A 21,484-nucleotide genomic window follows, 5' to 3' on the forward strand; every position below is an offset into this window, starting at 1 on the left:
TATGCGTAAAAGTGATGTTTGAGCATATGTAAAGAACCAAATCGCCTAATGAGAATCGTTGTGGCAAAGACCCTGTTTGTGATGCGGGCAATCGTCGTCTTTACTCTGCTCGAGTCTTTATGCAATCACCGATAAAACCGACAAGAGGCGATGCAATGAGCAACCCAACCAAAGCACGGAAAAGCGATAGCACCGTAGATGCCTGGGCAATCTTGTTCCTGATCATGCTGGTCGTGGGGACGGCGGTTTTCTGGGTCAGCCACCAATAAACGACCCGTCCGGGCCCGGTTCCGACGATTGTCCGATAAAAACCGGAAAAATCGCCGTTTTACGGATGTTCGCTGGCTATAATGCGCGGCGAATTTCCGGGGGCTCGGACGACCAATGTTGAAGTTTCTGTATGGCGCATTGCTGACGCTGGGCATGGTCGTGGGACCTTGTGCCCAAGCGGCGTCAGTGCTGTTCCTGAATCCGGGAACCCCAACGGAAGCTTTCTGGTCGAGTTACTCCCAGTTCATGCAGGCTGCGGCGACGGACCTGGGGATGGACTTGCGTATCCAGTATTCCGACCGCGTCTCCGAAAACACCATTGGCCAGGCTCGTGAAGCCCTTCAGGGCTACCATCGTCCCGACTACCTGGTCTTCGTCAACGAGCAATACATCGCCCCCGAGGTCCTGCGGCTGGCCAAAGGCAGCGGGGTGAAGCTGTTCATGGTCAACAATGCCCTGACGGCGGATCAGATGAAACTGATTGGCGCGCGGCCTGACAAGTATCCCGATTTGCTCGGCAGCCTGGTGCCCAATGACGAGGAGGGCGGCTACCTGATGCTCAAGGAATTGATCCGGCAGCACGGTCCGGTGGCCCCCGGCCAGACGATTGAGCTGCTGGCCTTTTCCGGTTTGAAGATCACCCCGTCCGCGCAGTATCGCGAAAAAGGCCTGCGGCGCGCCTTGGCCGAGCACCCCGAAGTGCGTTTGCGCCAGTTGGTGTACGGCGGCTGGACCCGGCAACGCGCCTACGAGCAGGCCAGGCTGTTGTTCAAGCGCTACCCGCAGACGTCGCTGGTCTGGGCCGCGAACGACGAGATGGCGCTAGGTGTGATGCAGGCGTATGTCGAGGCCGGCGGTGTGCCGGGCAAAGGTGTGCTGTTCGGCGCAATCAACAATTCACCCGCGGCGTTGCAGGCACTGCTGGACCGTCGCCTGAGTGTGTTACTGGGCGGGCACTTCACTCTGGGTGGCTGGGCGCTGGTGCAATTGCATGACTACGATGAAGGCGTGGACATCAGCCAGTACGGCGGCCGTGACCGCCAGATTCCGTTGCTGCAACTGATCGACCGGGCGCAGGCCAGGCGACTGCTGGCGATGGGGGCAACGCAGGACTTCGGTGTGGATTTTCACAAACTCTCGGCCAAGGGCCGTCCCGCGTCCTGGCGTTACCCGTTCACCCTGCAAACCCTGATGCACTGAGCCGCGTCAAACCCCGGCCAGGAGTAGCACCAGCTTGACGATGCCGAACAGCGTCAAGGCAAACACCACCGTGAACAGGATCCCCAGAATCACGAAATGACTGGGCTTGCCGTGCGTAAAATCACGGGCCCGGTTCTTCCCGCTCTGCACCCCGAACGCCGCCGCCATGACGCTGTGCAGCATTTGCCAGAAGCTCGGCGGCTTGTTGTCGGCTGGATCGTCCATAAAACCCTCGCCACGAATGTGTGTGAGGCAAGCATAGACAAATCACAGCATGCACAAAACAAATGTGGGAGCGAGCTTGCTCGCGATGAGGCCGTAACAGTCGATATCCATGCGACTGTCAGTCCGCCATCGCGAGCAAGCTCGCTCCCACAGAGGTATGTGTTGGCCACAATATCGTGGCCAATAGAGCCGCTTAGTTGTCGTAACCCAGGTTCGGTGCCAGCCAGCGCTCGGTCACGCTCAACTCCTGGCCTTTGCGCGAGGTGTAGCTCTGCACCTGGTCCTTGTCGACCTTGCCCACGGCGAAGTATTGCGCCTGCGGGTGAGCGAAGTACCAGCCGCTGACCGCTGCCGCCGGGAACATGGCGTAGTGTTCGGTGAGGAACACGCCGCTGCGGCCTGCGCGCATTTCCTGGGCTTGCGGATCGAGCAAGGCGAACAACTGGGCTTTTTCGGTGTGATCCGGGCAGGCCGGATAACCCGGTGCCGGACGGATGCCGGTGTATTGCTCCTTGATCAGCGCTTCGTTATCCAGCACTTCATCCTTGGCGTAGCCCCAGTAGTCTTTACGCACCTGCTGGTGCAGCCATTCGGCGCACGCTTCGGCCAGGCGGTCGGCCAGGGCCTTGACCATGATCGAGTTGTAGTCGTCGCCAGCGTCCTGGTAGGCCTTGGCCACTTCTTCGGCGCCGATGCCGGCGGTGGTGATGAAACCACCCACGTAGTCGGTCACTTCACTGTCCTTGGGCGCGACGAAGTCGGCCAGGGAGAAGTTCGGCTTGCCGTCGGTCTTGATGATCTGCTGGCGCAGGTGATGCAGTTTGGCCATTGGCTTGCCGTCATCGCCATAGAGCTCGATGTCGTCGTCATGCACCTGGTTGGCCGGCCAGAAGCCAAACACTGCGCGAGCGCTGATCAGCTTTTCGTCGATCAATTTGCGCAGCATTTCCCTTGCATCGTTGTACAGCGAGGTGGCGGCTTCACCGACCACTTCGTCCTGGAGGATGCGCGGGAACTTGCCGGCCAGGTCCCAGGATATGAAGAACGGCGTCCAGTCGATGTACTCGGCCAGAACGTTGAGGTCGATGTTGTCCAGCACCCGCGTGCCGGTGAAAGTCGGTTTGACCGGCGTGTAGCTCGCCCAGTCGAACTGTGGTTTCTTGGCGATGGCCGCGCCATAGCTCAGGCGTTCGGTGCGGGCGCTGCGGTTGGCGGTGCGTTCGCGAACCTCAATGTAGTCCTGGCGGGTTTTCTCGACGAAACCGGCCTTGAGCTCCTTGGACAGCAACTGGGTCGCCACGCCCACGGCGCGGGAGGCGTCGGTGACGTAGATCACTGCGTCGTTGCTGTACTTGGGCTCGATCTTCACCGCCGTGTGCGCCTTGGAGGTGGTGGCGCCACCGATCATCAACGGCAGGTGGAAGTCCTGGCGCTGCATTTCGCGGGCAACATGGACCATCTCATCCAGCGACGGAGTGATCAGGCCGGACAGGCCGATGATGTCGCACTTCTGCTCCCTGGCCACCTGGAGGATCTTCTCCGCCGGGACCATCACGCCCAGGTCGACGATGTCATAGCCGTTGCAACCGAGCACCACGCCGACGATGTTCTTGCCGATGTCGTGCACGTCGCCTTTCACGGTCGCCATGAGGATCTTGCCCTTGGCTTCAGGCTTGTCGCCTTTTTCCAGTTCGATGAACGGGATCAGGTGCGCCACGGCCTGCTTCATCACCCGAGCGGATTTCACCACCTGGGGCAGGAACATTTTGCCGGCACCGAACAGGTCGCCGACGATGTTCATGCCGGCCATCAGCGGACCTTCGATAACTTCGATCGGGCGAGCGAAGGACAGGCGCGATTCTTCGGTGTCTTCGACGATGTGGGTGGTAATGCCTTTGACCAGCGCATGTTCCAGGCGCTTGTTGACGTCCCAGTTGCGCCACTCTTCGGTCTCGGCTTCCTTGACGCTGCCGTCGCCCTTGTACTTGTCGGCGATGGCGAGGAGGGCGTCGGTGCCTTCCGGGGTGCGGTTGAGGATCACGTCTTCAACGGCGTCGCGCAGTTCCACCGGGATCTGGTCGTAGATCTCCAGTTGCCCGGCGTTGACGATGCCCATGGTCAGCCCGGCGCGGATTGCGTAGAGCAGGAACACCGAATGGATCGCCTCACGCACCGGGTTGTTGCCGCGGAAGGAGAACGACACGTTGGACACGCCACCGGAAGTCAGCGCGTACGGCAGCTCATCACGGATGTAGGCACAGGCGTTGATGAAATCGACGGCGTAGTTGTTGTGCTCTTCGATACCGGTGGCCACGGCGAAGATGTTCGGGTCGAAGATGATGTCTTCCGGCGGGAAGTCCACTTCATTGACCAGAATATCGTAGGAGCGTTTGCAGATTTCCTTCTTGCGCGCTTCGGTGTCGGCCTGGCCGGCTTCGTCGAAGGCCATCACCACGACCGCGGCGCCGTAGCGCTTGCACAGTTTGGCGTGGTGAATGAACTGCTCCACGCCTTCTTTCATGCTGATCGAGTTGACGATGCCCTTGCCCTGGATGCATTTGAGGCCGGCTTCGATCACTTCCCACTTCGAGGAGTCGATCATGATCGGTACGCGGGAGATGTCCGGTTCGCCGGCAATCAGATTGAGGAAGGTCACCATGGCCTTCTTCGAATCGAGCATCCCTTCGTCCATGTTGATGTCGATAACCTGGGCACCGGCCTCGACCTGCTGCAGGGCGACTTCCAGGGCTTCGGTGTAGTTGTCCTCGCGGATCAGCCGGGCGAACTTGGCGGAACCGGTGATGTTGGTGCGCTCGCCGACGTTGACGAACAGCGAACTGCGATCGATGGTGAAGGGTTCCAGGCCCGAAAGGCGGCAAGCCTTGGGAATATCCGGGATCTGGCGCGGGGCATAACCGGCCACGGCTTTGGCGATGGCTTCGATGTGGCCCGGTGTGGTGCCGCAGCAGCCGCCGACAATGTTGAGGAAGCCGCTTTGGGCGAACTCTTCGATGACCTTGGCGGTTTGCGACGGCAGTTCGTCGTACTCGCCGAATTCGTTCGGCAGGCCGGCGTTCGGGTGCGCCGACACGTGGGTGCCTGCCTTGTTCGACAGCTCTTCGAGGTAGGGGCGCAACTCGCTGGCGCCGAGGGCGCAGTTCAGGCCAACGGAAATCGGCTTGGCGTGGGCCACGGAGTTCCAGAAGGCTTCGGTGGTCTGGCCCGACAGGGTGCGGCCCGAGGCGTCGGTGATGGTGCCGGAAATCATGATCGGCAGTTCGACGCCCAGTTCTTCGAACACGCCCTGTACGGCGAAGATCGCGGCCTTGGCGTTGAGGGTGTCGAAGATGGTTTCGATCAGGATCAGGTCGGCGCCGCCCTCGATCAGGCCTTTGGTGGATTCGGTGTAGTTTTCCACCAGCTCATCGAAGGTCACGTTGCGGTAGCCGGGGTTGTTCACGTCCGGGGACAACGAGCAGGTGCGACTTGTAGGGCCGAGCACGCCGGCGACGAAGCGCGGTTTGTCCGGGGTTTCCAGGGTCTTGGCGTCGGCGACCTTGCGTGCCAGGCGAGCGCCTTCTACGTTTAATTCATACGCCAGACCTTGCATGCCGTAGTCGGCCAGGGAAATCTGGGTGGCGTTGAAGGTATTGGTTTCCAGAATGTCGGCGCCAGCGTCGAGGTAGGCTTTCTCGATGCCGCCAATCACGTCCGGACGAGTCAGTACCAACAGGTCGTTGTTGCCTTTGACATCGCTCGGCCAGTCAGCGAAGCGTTTGCCACGGTAATCCTGCTCTTCGAGCTTATAGCTCTGGATCATCGTGCCCATACCGCCATCGAGAATCAGGATGCGCTCTTTGAGGGCGTGCTTGAGAGCTTGAAGGCGAACGCTGCGATCGGACATTTGGACTACTCGGTAAGACCATGACGAAGGGCCGGGATGATAGCAAACCTGTGCGCTTTTAGAGCATGACTCGGTTTTGCATGAATATCGTTCATGTTGGCAGGCATGGCAGACCGGTAGAATCGCGGCGTTTTTTCAGGATCCGGGACCAGGGACATGTCTTATCGCTTCGTCATCAGCAGTGTGTTGATGCTTTTAAGCTGGGGCGCTGCGGCGCAAAGTCCGGCGAACTCCTCTGCCATTTCCTACAGTCGAGACATTCAACCGATCTTCACTGAAAAGTGCGTGGCCTGCCACGCCTGCAACGACGCCGCCTGTCAGCTCAACCTGGGCAGCGGCGAAGGCGCGGCACGCGGCGCGACGAAAGTCCCGGTTTACGACGGTGACCGTACTAAAGCGGTGGCACCGACGCGGCTGTTTCTGGACGCCTCCGGCAAAGCCGCCTGGCAGCAAAAGGGCTTCTTTTCGGTGCTTGATGCCCAGGGCAGCCAGGCCTCATTGATGGCGCGGATGCTGGAACTGGGCCACAACACCCCCTTGCAACCCAACGCCAGGCTGCCGCAAGACATCGTCCTGGGCCTGAACCGGGAGAACATGTGTTCCATGCCCGCGCAGTTCGATGGCTACGCCGCTTCGCACCCGAAGGAAGGCATGCCGCTGGCGGTGACCGGCCTGACCGACCCGCAGTACCAGACGCTGCAACGCTGGCTGGCCGCAGGCGCACCTATCGATCAACAGGCCCTGGCCCCGAGTGCGCAAGAAGCGCAGCAAGTGATCCAGTGGGAAAACCTGCTCAATTCGCCGGGCGCCCGGCAAAGCCTGGTGGGGCGCTGGCTGTATGAACACTGGTTCCTCGCCCATCTTTACTTCAAGGAGGGTGAGCCCGGGCATTTCTTCCAGTGGGTGCGTTCGCGCACGCCGACCGGCCAGCCGATTGACCTGATCAATACCCGGCGCCCCAACGATGATCCGGGCTCGGAGTTTTACTACCGCTTGTGGCCGGTGCAGGGCGTGATCGTGCACAAGACCCACATCACCTATCCGCTGAGCGCGGCGAAGCTGGCACGGGTCAAATCCCTGTTCTACAGCGGCAACTGGGAGGCCAATGCATTGCCGGGCTACGGGCCGAAGAGCCGGGCCAACCCCTTTACCACCTTCGAAGCGATTCCGGCCCAGGCGCGCTACCAGTTCATGCTCGATAACGCCGAGTACTTCGTGCGCACCTTTATCCGTGGGCCAGTCTGTCGTGGGCAGATCGCCACGGACGTGATTCGCGATAACTTCTGGGCGCTGTTCCAGGCACCTGAACACGACCTCTACATCACCGACCCGAACTATCGCGGGCAAGCCACGCCCTTGCTGGCGATGCCGGGGCAGAATGATGATGTCGGCAGCGTCCTGACCCTGTGGCATGACTACCGCGACAAACGCAACGAATACGAGGCCCTGCGCCGCGACAGTTACGCAGACTTGCCCGCGCCGAGCTGGTCGACCCTGTGGGCCGGCAACGACAACGCACTGCTGAGCATCTTTCGCCATTTTGACAGCGCCTCAGTGACCAAAGGCCTGATCGGCGAAGTGCCGCAGACGATGTGGCTGTTCGACTATCCGCTGCTGGAGCGCACCTACTACCAACTGGCAGTCAATTTCGATGTGTTCGGCAACGTGTCCCATCAGGCCCAGACGCGCTTGTATTTCGACCTGATCCGTAACGGCGCCGAGCAGAATTTCCTGCGTCTGATGCCCGCCGATTCGCGGGAGGGCTACCTCGACGACTGGTATCAGAACAGTGGCAAATTCAAGATGTGGCTGGACTACGAGTCCATCGACGATGACAAACCAACCGCACTGAAGCTTGATCCGCAGGATCCCAAGCGCGATTTCGCCCGGCAATTGCTGACCCGTTATGGCGACCTCAACGCCAGTCCCGACCCGATCAACCGTTGCGACGGCGCATACTGCTCGCGGCCGAACATTGATCCGGATCTGCAAAATGCCGAGCAGGTGTTGAGCCGCCTGACCTCGCGTCCGGCGGCGGGGCTCAAGGTCATCGATCAACTGCCGGAAGCGACCATGCTGCGTATCGAAACCGGCAGCGGCAAGCGTGAGGTCTACAGCCTGCTGCGCAACCGGGCCCACAGCAATGTGGCATTCCTGCTCGGCGAATCGCTGCGCTATCAGCCGGGGCTCGATACCCTGACGATTTTCCCGGGTGTGCTCAGCAGCTACCCGAACTTCATGTTCAACATTCCGGCCGGGCAAGTGCCGGCGTTTGTGGATGCGATGGAGAACGCCAAGGATAGCGACAGTTTTGAGAAAATCGTCGAACGTTGGGGAATACGCCGCAGTCATCCGCAATTCTGGCTGTATTTCCATGACCTGAGCCGCTACATCCAGGAGACCGATCCGGTGGAAGAGGGCGTGCTGGACATGAACCGCTTCGAGAACCTCTGAAACACCGCTGATCCCCTGTGGGAGGGGGCTTGTGGCGAGGGGGCTTGCCCCCGTTGGACTGCGCAGCAGTCCCATTTTCTGGGGCCGCTTCGCGACCCAGCGGGGGCAAGCCCCCTCGCCACACAAGCCCGCTCCCACAATTCTTTCCTGACAAAAATACTGGGACTTTGTCCGGCGCGCCGATTGGCGTAAACTGCGCCCAAGCCTGCGAGGAGTTTCCATGACCGCTATTACCATTACCGACGCCGCCCACGATTATCTGGCTGATCTGCTCTCCAAGCAGAACACCCCGGGCATCGGCATCCGCGTCTTCATCACCCAGCCTGGCACCCAGTACGCCGAAACCTGCATTGCCTACTGCAAGCCGGGCGAAGAAAAACCCGAAGACACCGCGCTGGGGCTGAAAAGCTTCACCGCCTACATCGACCACTTCAGCGAAGCCTTCCTGGACGATGCCGTTGTCGACTACGCCACCGACCGCATGGGCGGCCAGCTGACCATCAAGGCGCCAAACGCCAAAGTACCGATGGTCAACGCCGACAGCCCGGTCAACGAGCGCATCAACTACTACCTGCAAACCGAGATCAACCCTGGGCTGGCCAGCCACGGCGGTCAGGTCAGCCTGATCGACGTAGTCGAAGACGGCATCGCCGTCCTGCAGTTTGGCGGTGGTTGCCAGGGCTGCGGCCAGGCCGACGTGACGCTCAAGGAAGGCATCGAGCGTACCCTGCTTGAGCGTATTCCCGAGCTCAAGGGCGTTCGCGACGTGACCGACCACACGCAGAAAGAAAACGCCTACTACTAAGGTGTTCGCTGCAAAATAAAAAAACGGCGCCCCGTGAGCGCCGTTTTTTATGAGTTAAATTCGCTGACGCCTTCGCGAGCAGGCTCGCTCCCACAGTTGACCATATTCCAATGTGGGAGCGAGCCTGCTCGCGAAGGGGCCTTATGGGCGATAGAGATGTGCATGCCCCGCGCGATACAGCGATGACTCACTGAAGTGATCACTGCCCAGCACCCGTCCCACCAGTATCAAAGCCGTGCGCCGAAACCCTTTGGCGGCAACCTTTTCGGCAATGTCATCAAGCGTTCCCGTCACCCAGTCCTGATCCGGCCAGCTCGCACGGTGAACCACCGCAATCGGGCAATCGGCGCCGTAATGCGGCAGCAGTTCCTCAACGATCTTCGGCAGGTGATTGACCCCCAAATGAATCGCCATGGTCGCGCCGTGCCGGGCCAGGCTGGCGAATTCCTCTCCGGGTGGCATGGCGGTTTTGTTGGCGTAGCGAGTCAGGATCACGCTCTGTGAAACGTCCGGCAGCGTCAGTTCAGCACCCAGAAGCGCTGCACACGCGGCGGTGGCCGTCACGCCCGGAACGATTTCGAACCCGATGCCCAGCTCACGCAGATAGCGAATCTGTTCGCCAATGGCGCCATACAGGCTCGGATCGCCGGAGTGTACTCGGGCCACGTCCTGGCCTTTGGCGTGGGCGGCCTTGAACAGGTCGATGATCTGTTCAAGGTGCAGTTCGGCGCTGTTGACTACCTGCTCGGCACAATGACCTTCCAGTACCGCGGCTGGCACCAGCGAGCCGGCATAAATGATCACCGGGCAACTGCGAATCAGCCGCTGGCCCTTGACGGTAATCAGTTCGGGGTCGCCGGGACCTGCGCCAATGAAGTAGACGGTCATCGTCGGTTCCTGTGGGGAAAAAAGGGGTTGAACAGGGCTTCAGATGAAGAATGTTCATGATCGAGGCGGGGATTATCGGGGATTTTATGCCGCGCCGGCCAATGCCAGGGTTGCCTGGGCATATTTTTGTCGAGGGATCAGCAGTTTAGCCGGGGCCTGGGCCAGTTGTTCGGCTAGGGCCAGTGCGGCGCTTTCCGCCACGCCGTAGCAACCGGTGCGTTCAAACGCTATTTGCGATTGATGGCTGAGTTGCGGCTCATAGGGGGCCAGTTGTTCACTGCTGAAGTACATCAATTCCAGGCCAAGCTGCTGAGCCAGTTCGATCAGTGCGGGTTCGTCGCGCTTCGAATCGATGCTGGCCAGGGCCTTGATTTCATGGCGCGCAATCTGGTGCGCCTCCAGTGCCTGGTCGAGCAGCGCCAGCAAGGTGCTGACGGGGCAGCCCTTTTGGCAGCCCAGGCCGACCACCAGGGTCGGCGCAGTGCTGACGTCCGTCATGCGTGGTATTGGCCATCGCTTTTGCGACGGAACAACCAGGCGCTGATCAGGCCCAAGGCCAGCCAGAACGCCACGTTGGTCAGTTGCGAAGCGATTTTGAATTGGGTTTCCAGTGCCTCCGGAGCGAGCATCGAATGCACTTGCGGTTGCGGTGCGCCAATCACATGGGGAACGGCAAGGATCGCCACGCCGAGGACTTTCATCAGCCAGTGACGGCTGAACACGATCAGCGCGATACCGACGGCGGTGGAGGCGGCGGTACCGATCCACCACAGTTGCCGTTGTGCCAGATCGGCGGCGGCAGTGCCTGGCAGTTCAGGTGGCAGGCCGAGGGTCGGTGCGAGCACGAAGGTCGCATAGCCGGCCAGACCCCAGAGCAGGCCCTGGGAGGTTTTGGTCGGTGCACGCAAGGTGTACAGGCCAGCCAGCATCAGGGCGAAACCGACGGCCACCACCAGGTTGCCGCCAGTGGTCGACAGCACGCGCTGCCAGCCGTCTTGCGGTTCCCAGGCTTCGGCGTCGTGGGTGTGGGCCGCCATCGCGCCATCGGCGTGTTCATGCATTTCAACGGCAGCCGGTTCGGCTTTTTCGTAGGTTTCGGCCTGCAGAATCAGGGGTGCGACCCAGAAGCTTTGCAGCAGGGTCAGCAACAGGGCGGCCAGCAGCCCGGTGAAACCTGCGGTTTGCGCAATACGCTTGATCATCTCAGCAGGTCTCAATGGCACGGGAACGCGGAGCTGTGACGGGTATCGTGGGCGGCATTGTGCACCGCTTCGATGTGCGAGAAACCGGCGAAATACACAAGGCACGCGCCCAGGATCGACGCGCAGACGGCGGCGGTCAGACGTTGAGTCAGGGTAGAAGTGGTGCTGGCTGTAGTGTGGCCGGTGCTGCTGATGATCGACATGGCGTTTCCCTCTGGTCTGTCAGCGGGGAATCAAGAGCGCATGCAAAAAGCTGCACGACCAGGCGCGCAGCGTTTCAAACAGCGCCCGCCCACCGCGGGTTTGTTGTATCAGTGATCGTTATGGTCACTTTATGTTGCGGGCCGGTCTCCGGGCTCACGAGGGGCAAAGGCTTGGGCCTGATCCTGCAAGCATCACCTTCCCATGCCGTAGTGGCACAGTGGATCTGATGCTTCGCTCGCTTACCGTTGCGGGGGCAGCACCGGACTGACATGGCTTTAGAGTAAAGCACATGATTCACCGGTTTCCCGTTTCACCCTGTGAAGGGCACCCGTAACAAGATGCGTAGGAGAGCATGGGCGAGGGTTGGGCGTCAATTGGCAAGGGTTCTCAACTGGAAACCGAGTCGCTTTCTTCGCGAGCAAGCCCGCTCCCACACTTGACCCTTTTCCTCTGAAAGAACCCGATCAAATGTGGGAGCGGGCTTGCTCGCGAAGGGCACACCGCAGAAGTCACGTGAACATTGACCCGCCCCAATACCATGCGTAGCCTTGCGCTTTCGAGGTTCTTCGGCGTTTGTCGAAGCTAAGAAGGGAACGCGGTCAATGCCGCGGCTGCCCCCGCAACTGTGAACGGTGATGTTCGTTGCCACGCCACTGCAGGCTCAATCCATGAGGCCGGCGGGAAGGCGCAGCGAATGCCAGGCCCAAGGCCGGCACACCGTCAGCCAGGAGACCTGCCTCGACACAGATTCTCAAATTCAACCGGGCGGGGTGATCCGGTGGCGAACTCTTCAGGCACGCGCATCTGCGTTGCCGGTCGTCGTCCCGTATGCCCGCCACCTAGCCATAGGGCATCCGATGAAAACACTGGCCAAACTTCCCGTCACCATCGTTACAGGCTTTCTCGGCTCGGGTAAAACCACGCTGCTGCGGCACATGCTCGACAACGCCCAGGGGCGCCGCATCGCTGTGATCGTCAACGAATTTGGCGAGCTGGGCATCGACGGCGAAATCCTCAAGCAGTGCTCCATCGGTTGCACCGAAGAAGAAGCCAGCGGCCGTGTGTATGAACTGGCCAACGGCTGCCTGTGCTGCACCGTCCAGGAAGAATTTTTCCCGGTGATGCGCGAACTGGTGGCTCGTCGCGGCGATCTCGACCACATCCTCATCGAAACGTCGGGCCTGGCCCTGCCAAAACCGCTGGTCCAGGCTTTCCAGTGGCCGGAAATCCGCAGTGCCTGCACCGTTGACGCGGTGATCACCGTGGTCGACAGCCCGGCTGTGGCCGCCGGAACCTTTGCCGCCTTCCCGGACCAGGTCGATGCCCAGCGCAAACTCGACCCGAACCTGGACCACGAATCGCCATTGCACGAGCTGTTTGCCGACCAGTTGGCCAGCGCCGACCTGGTGATTCTCAACAAATCCGACCTGATCAACCCGGCCGACCTGGCCCGCGTGCGCCTTGAAGTCGCCGAAGAGTTGCCGCCAGCAGTGAAAATCATCGAAGCCAGCAGCGGTCGCCTGCCGCTGGACGTGCTGATTGGCCTGGGTGCCGGCTCCGAAGAACACATCGACAGCCGCCACAGTCACCACGACCATCATCACGATGGCGACGATGATCATGACGACCACGATCACGACGCCTTCGACTCGATCTCCATCGAACTGCCGCAAGCCGACGAAAGCCTGCTGATGGACGCGCTGACCCAGTTGGTGGTCCAGCACGGCATCCTGCGCGTCAAAGGTTTCGCCGCCGTCCCGAACAAACCGATGCGCCTGCTGATCCAGGGCGTGGGCACGCGTTTCGACAAGCACTTCGACCGCCAGTGGGGCGTCGAAGAGACGCGCATCACCCGTCTGGTGCTGATCGGCCAGGAACTGGACGCCGCCGTGCTCGAAGCGCAACTGCGCGCTGCGCTCAGCGTGTAACCCATGCACCTGCTCAGGACCCAGCCCGGCGGTTTCGTGTCGGATGACAACATCGCCGACCTTGGACAAACCCCCGCCGAACTGGTGGTCCTGTGCAGCGGCGACTCCAGCCTGGCGCTGCTCGCCGAGGCGGCGCAGCAGTTGCCCGAGGATTACCCGAGCGTGCGCCTGGCCAACCCGATGCAGGTGCAGAACCATGCCTCGGTCGATTTGTACGTCGATGAAGTGCTGCGTCACGCCAGGGTGATCCTGATTTCGCTGCACGGCGGCATCGCCTATTGGCGTTACGGCATCGAGCGCCTGGTCGAGCTGTCCCAGCGCGGCGTGCAGGTGATTCTGGTGCCGGGCGATGACCGCCCGGATCCGGAGCTCAGCGACCTGAGTACCGTCGGCGCCGAGGACCGCGACCGGCTCTGGCAGTTTCTACGTCAGGGTGGCATGGGCAACGCCCTGGATTTCTTCCGCTGCCTGGCCAACCGCTGGCTGGCGCGCGATTACACCTGGGGTGAGCCGCAAACCCTGCCGCGCACGGCGATTTACCATCCGCTCAAACATTCTGCCGTACTGAGTGACTGGCAGGCCGACTGGCGCGCCGATCAACCGGTGGCGGCGGTGCTGTTTTACCGCTCGCATTTGCAGGCGGCGAACACCGCTTTCATCGATGTTTTTTGCCAACGCTTGCAGGCAGCGGGGTTGAATCCGTTACCGATTGCGCTGGCCAGTTTGAAGGAGCCCGGCTGCCTGGGCGCGGTCGAGGACTGGCTGGATGAGGCCAGCGTCTCGGTGATCCTGAACACCACCGGCTTCGCCCAGTCCAGCCCCGAAGCGCCACACCTGCGGCCGTTCCGTCGCAATATTGCGGTGATCCAGGCGATTTGCGCCCAGGACAACGAACCGGGTTGGCGCGCCAGTGAACAGGGGCTTGGCCCGCGCGATCTGGCGATGCACATTGCCTTGCCGGAGCTGGACGGACGCATCATCAGCCGCCCGATCAGCTTCAAGGACCTGGCGTGGCGCAGTGAGCGCAGTCAGTCGGATGTGGTCTGCTACCGGCCGCAACCGGAGCGCATGGACTTCGTTGCCGAACTGGCGCGACGTTGGGTTGAACTGGCACGGGTGCCAAACGCCGAAAAACGCATTGCCTTGATTCTCGCCAATTACCCGACTCGCGACGGGCGCATCGGCAATGGGGTCGGCCTCGACACTCCGGCCGCGGCGCTGAATATCCTGCGGGCGCTGCATGCCGAAGGTTATCCGCTGCCGGCGCAATTGCCGGACAGTGGAACCGCGCTGATCCAGCAGTTGCTGGGCGGTGTCAGCAACGATCTCGATACCCTCGACCTGCGTCCGTGCCAGCAAAGCCTGGCAATGGACGACTATCTGGCGATGTTCAATGCCCTGCCCGAAGCCAATCGTGCGGCGGTGCTCGAACGTTGGGGCGCGCCGGAAAACGACCCGATGTGCCGCAGCGCACGGATGATGATCGCCGGCCTGCGCTTTGGCCAGACCTTCGTCGGCATTCAACCGGCGCGGGGTTATCAGGTCGATCCGAGCGCGGTGTATCACGACCCGGACCTGGTGCCGCCCCACGGCTACCTGGCGTTTTACTTCTGGTTGCGCCACACCTATGGCGCCCACGGCGTGATCCACGTCGGCAAGCACGGCAACCTCGAATGGCTGCCGGGCAAGGGCGTGGGGCTGTCGGAAAACTGCTGGCCGGATGCGCTGCTCGGGCCGCTGCCGAACATCTATCCGTTCATCGTCAATGACCCGGGCGAGGGCGCCCAGGCCAAGCGGCGTACCCAGGCGGTGATCATCGATCACCTGATGCCACCGCTGACCCGCGCCGAAACCTATGGCCCGCTGCGCAACCTCGAACTGTTGGCCGATGAGTATTACGAAGCGCAGTTGCTCGATCCGCGTCGCGCACGCGAGTTGCAGCGCGACATCCTGCAATTGGTGCGTGACTCGCACATCGACCGTGAACTGCAACTGGACGAGCAACTCGACAGCGATGCCGACGTAGCGATCTGGTTGCCGCGACTCGACACTTACCTGTGCGACTTGAAAGAGTCGCAGATCCGCGATGGTCTGCATGTGTTCGGCGAATCGCCCACCGGGCGTTTGCGCATCGACACCTTGCTGGCGTTGTTGCGCATTCCACGGGGCGATGGACGCGGTGCGCAATCGAGTCTGCTGCGGGCGCTGGCCAAGGCGTTTGCGTTGGGGTTTGACCCACTGGATTGTGCGCTGGCCGAGCCATGGACCGGGCCGCGTCCCGAGTCTCTTTTGCTTGTCAGTGACGAGATTTGGCGCACGGCGGGCGATACCCGCGAGCGCCTGGAACTGTATGCAGCGCAGTTGATTTCGGGCGTGTTGAATGACCCCTGTGGGAGCGGGCTTGCTCGCGAATCGGTGGACCATTCAACATTGATGTCGCTTGACCCACCGCTTTCGCGAGCAAGCCCGCTCCCACAGGAGGCAGGTTGGGCTGAAGTGAGTGCCATAATCGATGGCCTTCGCGATGTAGTTGCCCCGCGCCTGGACGCCTGCGGCCCAGCGGAAATGCGCGGTCTGCTCGACGCCCTCAGCGGTCGCTTCGTCCCGGCCGGCCCCAGCGGTGCGCCGAGTCGCGGTCGTCTGGACGTGCTGCCCACCGGGCGTAACTTTTACTCGGTGGACGTGCGCAATTTGCCGACCACCACGGCGTGGCGCATCGGTTTCCAGTCGGCCAACCTGATTCTGGAGCGGCACCTGCAGGACCACGGCGATCATCTGCGCCAGCTCGGCCTGTCGGTGTGGGGCACCGCGACCATGCGCACTGGCGGCGATGACATCGCCCAGGCGATGGCGTTGATGGGTGTGCGTCCGGTCTGGGCCACTGGCAGCCAGCGGGTCGATGATTTCGAGATCCTGCCGTTGAGTTTGCTCGACCGTCCTCGGGTCGACGTGACCTTGCGCGTGTCCGGTTTCTTCCGCGATGCCTTTGCCAATCTGATCCGCCTGTTTGACGCGGCGGTGCAAGCGGTGGCCGACCTGGATGAGCCGGACGACCTCAATCCGTTGGCGGCCAAGGTGCGTGCCGAGCGTGCAGCCTTGTTGCAGGCCGGGCTGGATGAAGACGCTGCACGACGGCAGGCCGGCTGGCGGATTTTCGGAGCCAAGCCCGGAGCCTACGGCGCAGGCGTGCAGGGCGCGATTGACGGTCGCCTGTGGCAAACCCGGGATGACCTGGCCGAGGTTTACCTCAACTGGGGCGGCTACGCTTACGGCGGTTCCGACGAAGGCACCGCCGCCCGTGATCAGTTCAGCCAGCGCCTGAGCCAGGTACAGGCGGTGCTGCAAAACCAGGACAACCGCGAGCACGATTTGCTCGACTCCAATGATTACTACCAGTTCCAGGGCGGTATGCTCGCGGCGGTGGAAAGCCTCAAAGGCGAGGCGGCGGCCAGTTATCATGGCGATCACAGTCAGCCGGACCTGCCGAAGATTCGCACCTTGAAGGAAGAGCTGAACCGGGTCATCCGCTCCCGGGCGGCCAATCCGAAGTGGCTCGAAGGGGTAAAGCGCCACGGCTACAAAGGTGCGTTCGAAATGGCTGCGACCGTCGATAATCTGTTCGCCTTCGATGCCACCACGCAGTTGATCGACGATCACCAGTACGCGTTGCTGGCCGACGCCTATTTGCTCGACCCTGAAACCCGGGATTTTGTCCGTGAACACAATCCCCATGCCTTGCGCGACATGACTGAACGCATGCTCGAGGCGCAACAACGCGGGATGTGGAAGGAGCCGGGCGCCTACCGCGAGGCATTGGAGAATCTGTTGCTGGATATAGAAGAAGACAGCTAATCACCGCAAAACCTGTGGGAGCGGGCTTGCTCGCGAAGAGGTCGTGTCAGTCGCCGTATAGGTTGGATGAGACACTGCTTTCGCGAGCAAGCCCGCTCCCACAAGGATTGAGGCGCCTGTGAGATCACCGACCATGACCGAGATAAAACAATGACCGACACCCCGCATTTCCCGCTCTCCGCCGTGGTCGGCGCCGATGATTTGAAGCTGGCCCTGTACCTGACCGCCATCGACCCGAAAATCGGCGGAGTCCTGATCGAAGGTCCGCGCGGCATGGCCAAGTCGACCCTGGCCCGTGGTCTGGCGGACTTGCTGGCCAGCGGTCAGTTCGTCACCTTGCCGCTGGGCGCCACCGAAGAGCGCCTGGTTGGCACTCTCGATCTCGACGCGGCGTTGGGCGAAGGTCGCGCGCAGTTCTCACCCGGCGTACTGGCCAGGGCTGACGGTGGCGTGCTCTACGTCGACGAGGTCAATCTGTTGCCTGATCACCTCGTTGACTTGCTGCTCGATGTGGCCGCCAGCGGCACCAATCTGGTTGAGCGTGACGGCATTTCCCATCGGCACTCGGCGAAGTTCGTGCTGATTGGCACCATGAATCCCGAAGAGGGTGAACTGCGTCCGCAACTGCTCGACCGTTTCGGCTTGAATGTCGCCCTTGGTGGCCACACAGCGCCGACCGAACGAGGCCAGATCATCCGTCGTCGCCTGGATTTCGACAGCGATCCGCAAGGATTCTGCGCCGAATGGGAGTCGGCGCAGTCATCTCTGCGCGAACGTTGCCAGCACGCACGCAACGCCCTGGCGAGTATTCCTCTCGACGACCAGGCGCTGGCCCGGATTACCGAGCGCTGCTTTGCCGCTGGCGTCGATGGTTTGCGCGCTGACCTGGTCTGGCTGCGTGCCGCTCGGGCTCACGCTGCCTGGCGCGGGGCGAACGCTATCGCCGAGGAAGATATCGACGCCGTTGCCGAGTTCGCCTTGCGCCATCGTCGTCGCGAGCATTCGCCGCCGGCACCTGCGCAATCTCAAACTGTGCAACAAACTGCGCCGCAGAACGACAATCCGAGTGAAGGGCAGGGCCAGTGGGGCGAATTGCCTGCCCAGGCGCTGGCGACCGGCGCTCGACGTGAAGTGCCGAGCTGGCCAAAAAAGCCCTAGGCATTCGCCCTCGCTGCGACGCGGGGGCGAATGCCAGACCCCGAGCCGGGCGACTGGACCATGGCAAACAGGGCAAGCGTCACGCCGCCCGCAGCGGCTCGGTCAACTGGCCCGGCACCTTGCTCAATGGCCGGCCGCGTCAGCGCGACGACCTGATATTTCAACTGCGCACGCGTTCGCCCCATGAACTGTGGCTGGTGATAGTCGATGCCTCCGCATCGACCCGCCGTCATCAGGCATTGAGTGATGCCAAGGGCTTGCTGGCGCAGTTGTTCGACGATGCCTATCGCCAGCGCGCACGCCTGGCCTTGCTCACGGCCAGCGGTGCTGCTCCCAAGTGGCAGGTGCAGGGATTGAAGGCTTCCACGGGGCTGCGCCATTGGCTCGACAGCCTGGGTGCCGGTGGTGGCACGCCGCTGCTGGCGGCATTGAGCGAAGCAGGGCAGTGGCTTGCCGCACGGCAGAAACGTTTTCCGGCAGAGCAGCAGCGCTTGTTGCTGGTGACCGATGGCCGGCTGAAGGACTGGTCGCTGTTGCCGACGCTTGCGTGTCCGGGGCTGTTGATCGACATCGAGCGCGGACCGATTCGGCTTGGGCGTAGCCGGGTGTTGGCGGCGCAGTTGCAGGCCGAGTATCGGCATATTGACGAGTTGCTGCCTGGTTGAGTTCTGTTTGGCAGTTCCGGCCTCTTCGCGAGCAGGCTCGCTCCCACAATTGATCGGTGTTGAACACAAGCTTTGTAATCGCCCGAAAACCCCTGTGGGAGCGAGCCTGCTCGCGAAAGCGGTGTACCTGCCAACCTCAAATTTGAATCACTTGCCCATCGCCTGCCGGTACTGCCGGGTACGCTTGCCTATGTACAACCGGTCGACAATCAACGCCCACAGCGCCGAGACTTCAGGTCGGGTCTTGCGCCCACGGCTCAAGCGATGCAGCTGGAACTTCACCACCGCCATGCTCGCCAGTGCCGCCAGGGGTTTACGCTTCCAGCGGATCGGCGGCAGTTGTGGGTGGCTGTTCTTGCCTTCGCGCCAATGCTTGACCAGGTGCGGCTCCACGGCCAGGGCGGTGCCGATGCCGGCCATGGCGATGCCGCTGTCGAGGACCTGTTCGACGATTGCCAGACGCCGGATCCCGCCTGTCACCATCACTGGCATGCGCGCCACGCTGGCCAGTTCACCGGCCATTTCCAGAAAGTACGCCTCCCGGGCCAGGGTTCGGCCGTCGCGCGCTTCGCCTTGCATGGCCGGTGCTTCGTAACTGCCGCCGGAGAGTTCCAGCAGGTCGATCGGTCGCTCGTTGAGCCACTGGATCACTTGCCGTGCATCATCGGCATCGAAGCCACCGCGCTGGAAATCCGCTGAGTTGAGCTTTACCGACACGCAAAATTGCGGCGATACCACCTGGCGAACCGCCTCGACGACGGACAACAGCAGGCGCGCGCGATTCTCCAGCGAACCACCCCAGCGATCAGTGCGTCGATTGGTCAGCGGCGACAGGAACTGGCTGAGCAGATAGCCATGGGCGGCGTGGATCTGCACACCGGTAAAACCGGCTTTCTCCGCCAGTGCGGCGCTGGTGGCGAAACGTCGGATCACCTCCTGGATGTCGTCCTCGCCCATGGGCTTGGGTTCGGCGAACATCTTCGAGAACTGGCCGAGATCCAGCGCAACCGCCGACGGCGCCAGTGTTTGCTGGCCGAGGTTGGCCATGGTCTGGCGGCCAGGGTGATTGAGTTGCATCCAGAAGTGCGCACCGCCGGCCCGGCCGACACTGGCCCACTGGCGGAAGCGTTCCAGATGCCGCTCGTCCTCCAGTGCGACACCACCAGGGCCGGTCATGGCGCGGCGGTCGATCATCACATTGCCGGTCAGCAGCAAACCGGCTTCACCTTCGGCCCAGGCTTGATACAGGCGAAGCAGTGCGTGATCGGGTACTTGATTGGTGTTGGCGAGGTTCTCTTCCATCGCGGCTTTGGCAATGCGATTGGCGATGGCCTGGCCGTTGGGCAAATTCAAGATTCGGAAGGGTGACATGCTTGACTCCTCATACTGATGAGCAGAGGCTAAGCTTAAAGTTAACTTTAATGTCAAGCGGGAAAATGAGGCCGCAATGGAAATTGGTGAATTGGCGCAGTTGAGTAGATCAATAGGCAATAGGTGTGTAGCCGATCAAACTCATGCTGGAAAACTCGGCTTTAACCTCAGCCGGCGCCGATTTTTTTCAACACTTCGTCTTCAATGATTTTGTACATCACCGACCTTGCTCCACGGTTGAATTGACTCGATGTTTTCCAGAGTTGCCTCAGCTATCCAGATGTCTTTTTTCTTGGAAACCTCGATTTTTCATTCTTGTTTTTTATTGGCAAGAACTGTTTGCGACACGAGGTAGGCAAACGACTCGTTGTTTTTGTTCTCCGCATAAACACGAGATTCATCTCCAGGCTGTAACGGAGCGACGGACATTTGATATGCAATGGTTCTGTCCGGCTTCCAGTTAATAAAACTCAACCCCATAAAATTCGGGACAAGCGTTGCGCCCCCAAAGACGTCTCCGGGGGGAAGCAAGAATATTGTGGTGATGGACGTTTTTATCGGGAAGAAAATGGCGCCAGGGTAAGTACCGCACAGGGGAAACCCGGGGGTGCCTTGCCTGCACTTCGCCGGGGGTTCTTGCCCAACGACCAGTTTGGTGGGAGGTGAACTGACATCGTTAACGAAAACCGAGATTGAAATCCCCTTGCCAGGCAGGCTCTGCAGGTTTAGCGGTGTCATCGTGAAGTCACCGTTGGCGAGGGTGATGACCTGTTTAAGGATGGTTCCATCGCTGGTTAATGCAGTCACCATGAACGGTCCCGTTGTTCCGGTACCAACGATAGTTCCCGTAATCGATGTGGCGCTTTTTGACAGCGGTGTCGTGACGCAAACTTCCGGACCGTTTTGGCCGATAAATTTTCCGTTGACCAGATATTTGCATTCTTCGTTTACAGAGGTCACAGACGTGTCCTGTTGAACGTTACAGCCTGCTAATCCAACTCCCAGTACGGCACAGAAAACTAATCCCTTTGGCGTCTTCATTTCACATTCCCTTCAATGGGGGGGGTATGAGTCAGATGAGACTCCAGTATTTCTACATGTCTTGCGCAGGTCTACTGTCAGAGTTGACAGTGGTGACAGCCGGCCTGGACGCAGATGGACCTGTGGCATGTCGTGGTCATGTGCACACTGATTGAGCGTTATCACTTCACCCTGTAGCTATCGCTAGCACTTGTTTGACGGGAAGATGGCTTTGCCATGACTCAGACTCAAAATCATACTCAAAACGACCAGTCCCCCAAGGACCTGTTCGAACGCCCGCAATCGCCACGACTGGCGGAATTTCTCAAAAGCACCCG

General features: G+C 61.0%; 15 protein-coding genes and 2 riboswitches. Of the genes, 7 read left to right on the forward strand and 8 right to left on the reverse strand.

Annotated elements, in window-relative coordinates:
• Window positions 1-384: 384 nt before the first annotated feature.
• Window positions 385-1,470 carry an ABC transporter substrate-binding protein gene (locus tag PPUTUW4_RS11965; RefSeq protein WP_015094883.1) on the forward strand — a complete coding sequence of 362 codons (1,086 nt, stop codon included), beginning with the start codon at window positions 385-387 and terminating at the stop codon, window positions 1,468-1,470.
• Window positions 1,471-1,476: 6 nt separating this feature from the next.
• Here PPUTUW4_RS11965 and PPUTUW4_RS11970 read toward each other — a convergent pair whose 3' ends face one another.
• Window positions 1,477-1,695 carry a DUF2970 domain-containing protein gene (locus PPUTUW4_RS11970; protein ID WP_007980782.1) on the reverse strand — a complete coding sequence of 73 codons (219 nt, stop codon included), beginning with the start codon at window positions 1,693-1,695 and terminating at the stop codon, window positions 1,477-1,479.
• A 193-nt stretch (window positions 1,696-1,888) separates the two neighbouring features.
• Complete coding sequence (gene metH / locus PPUTUW4_RS11975) at window positions 1,889-5,599, reverse strand: methionine synthase (protein ID WP_015094884.1); 3,711 nt, start codon at window positions 5,597-5,599, stop codon at window positions 1,889-1,891.
• Between the two features lie 156 nt (window positions 5,600-5,755).
• On the opposite strand from metH, the gene PPUTUW4_RS11980 reads away from it, so the two are divergent.
• A complete protein-coding gene (locus PPUTUW4_RS11980; RefSeq protein ID WP_015094885.1) occupies window positions 5,756-8,053 on the forward strand; it encodes a fatty acid cis/trans isomerase in 2,298 nt (765 codons plus the stop codon).
• Window positions 8,054-8,273: 220 nt separating this feature from the next.
• Complete coding sequence (gene nfuA, locus PPUTUW4_RS11985) at window positions 8,274-8,858, forward strand: Fe-S biogenesis protein NfuA (RefSeq protein WP_007912592.1); 585 nt, start codon at window positions 8,274-8,276, stop codon at window positions 8,856-8,858.
• Window positions 8,859-8,999: 141 nt separating this feature from the next.
• Here the strand turns inward: nfuA and cobM are convergent, their stop codons facing one another.
• The 4 genes from cobM to PPUTUW4_RS12005 form a co-directional block, all read right to left on the reverse strand.
• Window positions 9,000-9,746 (reverse strand): precorrin-4 C(11)-methyltransferase, encoded by a 747-nt coding sequence (cobM, locus tag PPUTUW4_RS11990; RefSeq protein WP_015094886.1) that lies wholly within the window; start codon window positions 9,744-9,746, stop codon window positions 9,000-9,002.
• Window positions 9,747-9,830: 84 nt separating this feature from the next.
• Window positions 9,831-10,244 carry a cobalamin biosynthesis protein gene (locus PPUTUW4_RS11995; RefSeq protein ID WP_015094887.1) on the reverse strand — a complete coding sequence of 138 codons (414 nt, stop codon included), beginning with the start codon at window positions 10,242-10,244 and terminating at the stop codon, window positions 9,831-9,833.
• Window positions 10,241-10,948 carry a CbtA family protein gene (locus PPUTUW4_RS12000; protein WP_015094888.1) on the reverse strand — a complete coding sequence of 236 codons (708 nt, stop codon included), beginning with the start codon at window positions 10,946-10,948 and terminating at the stop codon, window positions 10,241-10,243. Before PPUTUW4_RS12000 ends, PPUTUW4_RS11995 begins: the two co-directional genes overlap by 4 nt.
• 11 nt (window positions 10,949-10,959) lie before the next feature.
• Entirely contained in the window at window positions 10,960-11,151 is a 192-nt protein-coding gene (locus tag PPUTUW4_RS12005; protein ID WP_007974650.1) for a CbtB-domain containing protein, read from the reverse strand.
• A gap of 121 nt (window positions 11,152-11,272) precedes the next feature.
• Window positions 11,273-11,499, reverse strand: a riboswitch (cobalamin riboswitch).
• 195 nt (window positions 11,500-11,694) lie between these two features.
• Window positions 11,695-11,908, forward strand: a riboswitch (cobalamin riboswitch).
• A gap of 101 nt (window positions 11,909-12,009) precedes the next feature.
• Between PPUTUW4_RS12005 and cobW the strand changes: the two genes are divergently transcribed.
• From cobW to PPUTUW4_RS12025, 4 genes are all read left to right on the forward strand, one after another.
• Window positions 12,010-13,080, forward strand: a complete 1,071-nt coding sequence (gene cobW / locus PPUTUW4_RS12010; protein ID WP_015094889.1) for a cobalamin biosynthesis protein CobW — start codon at window positions 12,010-12,012, stop codon at window positions 13,078-13,080.
• 3 nt (window positions 13,081-13,083) lie between these two features.
• Window positions 13,084-16,932 (forward strand): cobaltochelatase subunit CobN, encoded by a 3,849-nt coding sequence (gene cobN, locus PPUTUW4_RS12015; RefSeq protein ID WP_015094890.1) that lies wholly within the window; start codon window positions 13,084-13,086, stop codon window positions 16,930-16,932.
• Between the two features lie 150 nt (window positions 16,933-17,082).
• Complete coding sequence (locus PPUTUW4_RS12020) at window positions 17,083-18,090, forward strand: AAA family ATPase (RefSeq protein ID WP_015094891.1); 1,008 nt, start codon at window positions 17,083-17,085, stop codon at window positions 18,088-18,090.
• Window positions 18,091-18,209: 119 nt separating this feature from the next.
• Entirely contained in the window at window positions 18,210-18,755 is a 546-nt protein-coding gene (locus tag PPUTUW4_RS12025; protein WP_015094892.1) for a VWA domain-containing protein, read from the forward strand.
• A 147-nt stretch (window positions 18,756-18,902) separates the two neighbouring features.
• On the opposite strand, the gene PPUTUW4_RS12030 is transcribed toward PPUTUW4_RS12025, so the two are convergent.
• Complete coding sequence (locus tag PPUTUW4_RS12030; RefSeq protein WP_015094893.1) at window positions 18,903-20,126, reverse strand: NADH:flavin oxidoreductase/NADH oxidase family protein; 1,224 nt, start codon at window positions 20,124-20,126, stop codon at window positions 18,903-18,905.
• Between the two features lie 309 nt (window positions 20,127-20,435).
• Window positions 20,436-21,167: a hypothetical protein gene (locus PPUTUW4_RS12035; protein ID WP_015094894.1), complete on the reverse strand. Its 732-nt coding sequence runs from the start codon at window positions 21,165-21,167 to the stop codon at window positions 20,436-20,438.
• Window positions 21,168-21,484 lie beyond the last annotated feature (317 nt).

The organism is Pseudomonas sp. UW4 (assembly GCF_000316175.1).
Taxonomy (GTDB): domain Bacteria; phylum Pseudomonadota; class Gammaproteobacteria; order Pseudomonadales; family Pseudomonadaceae; genus Aquipseudomonas; species Aquipseudomonas laurylsulfatiphila.

Excerpts from the sequence above, each read along its gene's own strand:
- PPUTUW4_RS11965 (WP_015094883.1), top strand. The coding sequence starts at position 385 with ATGTTGAAGTTTCTGTATGGCGCATTGCTGACGCTGGGCATGGTCGTG.
- PPUTUW4_RS11970 (WP_007980782.1), bottom strand. The coding sequence starts at position 1,695 with ATGGACGATCCAGCCGACAACAAGCCGCCGAGCTTCTGGCAAATGCTG.
- metH (WP_015094884.1), bottom strand. The coding sequence starts at position 5,599 with ATGTCCGATCGCAGCGTTCGCCTTCAAGCTCTCAAGCACGCCCTCAAA.
- PPUTUW4_RS11980 (WP_015094885.1), top strand. The coding sequence starts at position 5,756 with ATGTCTTATCGCTTCGTCATCAGCAGTGTGTTGATGCTTTTAAGCTGG.
- nfuA (WP_007912592.1), top strand. The coding sequence starts at position 8,274 with ATGACCGCTATTACCATTACCGACGCCGCCCACGATTATCTGGCTGAT.
- cobM (WP_015094886.1), bottom strand. The coding sequence starts at position 9,746 with ATGACCGTCTACTTCATTGGCGCAGGTCCCGGCGACCCCGAACTGATT.
- PPUTUW4_RS11995 (WP_015094887.1), bottom strand. The coding sequence starts at position 10,244 with ATGACGGACGTCAGCACTGCGCCGACCCTGGTGGTCGGCCTGGGCTGC.
- PPUTUW4_RS12000 (WP_015094888.1), bottom strand. The coding sequence starts at position 10,948 with ATGATCAAGCGTATTGCGCAAACCGCAGGTTTCACCGGGCTGCTGGCC.
- PPUTUW4_RS12005 (WP_007974650.1), bottom strand. The coding sequence starts at position 11,151 with ATGTCGATCATCAGCAGCACCGGCCACACTACAGCCAGCACCACTTCT.
- cobW (WP_015094889.1), top strand. The coding sequence starts at position 12,010 with ATGAAAACACTGGCCAAACTTCCCGTCACCATCGTTACAGGCTTTCTC.
- cobN (WP_015094890.1), top strand. The coding sequence starts at position 13,084 with ATGCACCTGCTCAGGACCCAGCCCGGCGGTTTCGTGTCGGATGACAAC.
- PPUTUW4_RS12020 (WP_015094891.1), top strand. The coding sequence starts at position 17,083 with ATGACCGACACCCCGCATTTCCCGCTCTCCGCCGTGGTCGGCGCCGAT.
- PPUTUW4_RS12030 (WP_015094893.1), bottom strand. The coding sequence starts at position 20,126 with ATGTCACCCTTCCGAATCTTGAATTTGCCCAACGGCCAGGCCATCGCC.
- PPUTUW4_RS12035 (WP_015094894.1), bottom strand. The coding sequence starts at position 21,167 with ATGAAGACGCCAAAGGGATTAGTTTTCTGTGCCGTACTGGGAGTTGGA.